The organism is Pseudomonas sp. 43(2021), from assembly GCF_017490805.1.
GTDB lineage: Bacteria > Pseudomonadota > Gammaproteobacteria > Pseudomonadales > Pseudomonadaceae > Aquipseudomonas.
Genome location: NZ_JAFGYJ010000061.1, coordinates 1 through 3,085, shown reverse-complemented (window position 1 = coordinate 3,085; position 3,085 = coordinate 1). Strand labels below are relative to the sequence as shown.

The 3,085-nt window shown below is 67.2% G+C and carries 4 protein-coding genes; 1 reads left to right on the top strand and 3 read right to left on the bottom strand.

Annotated features, from left to right (window positions below; translation table 11 throughout):
- The coding region (locus tag J5M71_RS29405; protein ID WP_243434349.1) for a hypothetical protein at positions 1-201 on the top strand (201 nt) is incomplete at its 5' end.
- On the opposite strand, the gene J5M71_RS25710 is transcribed toward J5M71_RS29405, so the two are convergent.
- From J5M71_RS25710 to J5M71_RS25700, 3 genes are read right to left on the bottom strand one after another with little or no spacing between them, the layout of a single operon-like run.
- Positions 107-1,099, bottom strand: coding sequence for a lysylphosphatidylglycerol synthase transmembrane domain-containing protein (locus tag J5M71_RS25710; protein WP_207838239.1), 993 nt, complete (start codon positions 1,097-1,099; stop codon positions 107-109). The two genes, J5M71_RS29405 and J5M71_RS25710, sit on opposite strands and share 95 nt — an antisense overlap.
- Entirely contained in the window at positions 1,096-1,860 is a 765-nt protein-coding gene (locus tag J5M71_RS25705) for a DUF2334 domain-containing protein (RefSeq protein ID WP_207838237.1), read from the bottom strand. Before J5M71_RS25705 ends, J5M71_RS25710 begins: the two co-directional genes overlap by 4 nt.
- Positions 1,853-2,974 (bottom strand): glycosyltransferase family 1 protein, encoded by a 1,122-nt coding sequence (locus tag J5M71_RS25700; protein WP_207838236.1) that lies wholly within the window; start codon positions 2,972-2,974, stop codon positions 1,853-1,855. Before J5M71_RS25700 ends, J5M71_RS25705 begins: the two co-directional genes overlap by 8 nt.
- Between the last annotated feature and the right edge of the window lie 111 nt (positions 2,975-3,085).

Here is a 3,085-nt window from a genome sequence, read left to right as displayed (position 1 = left end):
CCCCCACCCACCCTCGGTGAAGGCTGCCTGGCGCGCTACGACCCCGAAGCCCTGGCCGACACCGATGGCACCGATTTCCCCGGCGCTGCCGAACTTTGGCAGCAGCTCAACCCGCCTGACGCCGCCAGCGCTCCAGCAGCGGGCGCGCCAGCAGGCACACGAACACTGGCCCACCCGCCAGCAGATAAAAGTAGTAAGTGACCGCCCGCCATATCAGGATCGCCGCAGCCGCGGTCGAACTGCCCACCAGTGGCGTCAGCAGGCTGGCCGAAGTCAGCTCGGCGGCACCGGCACCGCCAGGCAGCAGGCTGAACTGGCCGGCACTGAGCGACAGCATCTGCACCAGGAAGCTGGGGATCCACGCCAGGTCTACCCCCAACCCTCTCAATACCAGGTACAACACGCTGTAGCGCAGGCCCCAGTGGGCGCAGGTCAGGGTGAACACCAGGGTCAGCGTGCGCTTGGGCAGGCGCCAGGTCTGCGCCAGTGCGTCGATGAAGCGCAGCAGTTTGCGCGCCCAGCGGCGCTTGCGCTGTCGGCTCATGCCCAGCCGGCGCAGCAATCTGCCGTTCACGCGCATCACCGTGCGCCGGTAGCGCAACAGGCCGATCACCCCGGCCAATGCCGTGCACAGCAGCAACGCGCTACCTAGTAACATGCTCTCCTGGCTGCGGCCCAGACTGTGGAACAGCGCATAGCCGGCAATCGCCAGCATCGCGCAGAAAAAGAACACCAGGTCGTTCAACTGGTCCATGGCAAACACCGCGCCGCTGCGCGCCGGGCCGATACGGTCGCGTGCCAGCAGGGCCATCAGGGTCAAGGGGCCACCGCTGCCACCGGGGGTGGTACAGATGGCGAACTCGGTGGCCATCACCACGCCCAGGCTACGCAGGCGCCCAAGCCTTGCCCCTTGCTGGCCAAGCAGCAGGCGCAGGCGAATGGCGTTGATGACCCAGCACAGCAGGATCATGCCCAGTAAGGTCAGCATCAGGCTGGGTGCGAAGCGCTGCAGCCTTGGCAGCAGCTCACTGCCACCGAGCAGGGCCGGCACCAGCACGGCGCCGAGCAGTGCCAGGGCCAGCCAGGCCAGACGGCTCATGCGCTGGCCTGGCGGTCGAGCCAGGTGGACTTGGTCAGGGGCTCGCGGCCCTGTGCCAGCAGGGTGCGCACGGTGTTCAGCCAATAGTCGCGCGATGCGCGATGGCGCATGTCCACCGGATGCAGGCCCAGGCGCAGGGTCTCGGCGTCGCGCCAGCGCCGGCATTGCCAGTCGCACAGCACCCGTGACAGGCCGCGACGCCAGGCGCTGCGGGCGCTCCAGACCAGCCCAGGAGCCTTGATCGCGGTAAAGTCTGGCAAGCGGTACAGGTGCTGTGGGGTGCTGGTGTAGCGCAGCGGCAGGCAGCGCAAGGCCTGGCGGGTGCCTTCGCTCATCAGCCAGGCGGGCGCGACGAAGCCGGCCACTGGCCAGCCCTGCTGGCCGAACAGGGCCAGGCCTTGCTCCAGGCGTTGCAGGGCCTGCTGCCGGTCGAGGGCGTAGAACTCACCTTCATGGGTATAGATGCGGCGCATGAAGTATTCGCCGGGCGTGCGCGGTGGCGGGCCGTTGTCGGCATGGTAGAAACCGTGCAGGGCGAGCTCGTCGCCACGGGCCAGGCGCCGTTCGAGCAAGCGACAGAAGGTGGGCGAGCGCTGCAGCGCGTTGCGGTGATGAAAGTCCGGCACCACCAGCCAGGTCATGGGGATGCCGCCGATGGCGTCGATGGCCTGGACGAAGGGTTGGTAGTCGGGCCAGGTCTCGGGTGCTACATCGTGCAGCACCAGCATCAGGCTGCGCGACGCTGGCAGTGGCTCAGCCATGGGCACGAACCTGCGGCTGGTGGCCGAGCACGGCCTGGTAGTGCTGCAGCAGGCCGGCGACCACGTTGTCCCAGGAATAGTGCTGCTCGGCATGGCGACGGGCCTGTGCCCCGAGTTTGCGCACGCCGGCCTCGAACGCCTCTTGTACGGCCGTCGCCATGGCCTGGCTATCGTTGGGGCGGCACAGGCGCCCGCACTGTTCGTTGACGATTTCGCCGAAGGCCCCGGCGCGCACGGCCACCACCGGTGTGGCGCTGGCCATTGCTTCGAGAATGACCAGGCCGAAGGTTTCCTGGTCGCCGGCGTGTACCAGCAGGTCGGCGCTGGCCATCAGCCGGGCGACTTCCGGCGCCGGGCAGAAGTGGTCGATCACACTGACGTTCTGGGGCACGTTGGCCGGCATGTTCGAGCCCACCAGCAACAGGTGGTAGGGGTGGCCCAGGTGCTGCATGCAGTCGAGCAGCACCGGCAGGTTCTTTTCCCGTGAGCCACGGCCGGCGTAGATCAGCAGGCGACTGGTGTCGGCAATGCCCAGTTCGGCACGCAGCTGCGGGTCGCGCCGGCTGGGGTGGAAGGTGGCCAGGTCCACGCCTAGGCGCTGCACATGCACATCGCGCACCCCGAGGCGGCGCAGCTTGTCGGCCATGACCTGGCTTGGGGCCAGGACCCGGTCGAAATTGCCGTACAGTTTGCTGACATAGGCTTCAACGTTAGGGGTGAACCAGTTGCCCATGCGGTTGCTGACCAGCAGCGGCAGATCGGAATGGTAGAAACCGATCACCGGCACATCGAGCTTGCGTCGGGCCTCCAGCGCAGCCCAGGCGGTCAGGTAGGGGTCGCCGACTTCGATCAGGTCGGGTTTGAGCCTGCGCAGTACATTGCACCAGGGGGCCAGGCGCACCGGGAAGCGGTAGCCATTGCCGAACGGCAGCGGTGGTGCGGGTACCTGGTAGATACCATCGGCGTGTTGCGCGCTGGCACCGGGTATCAGCAAGCTGTGGCGCACGCCCTGGATGGCGTCGAGGCGGTGGTGTTTGGCATCAAGATAGGTACGTACGCCGCCGCTGGCGGGGGCGTAGAACATGGTGATGTCGGCGATGTGCACGATCAGCATCCCTCCGGGATCGTCTTCGGGTCCGTCATCCGGCGCTAGCGGGCCGGCGATGACGCGCCTAAAGGTTGACCTATCAGAAGGATAGTTTGTTCGATCGGGGTTGGGTGGGGC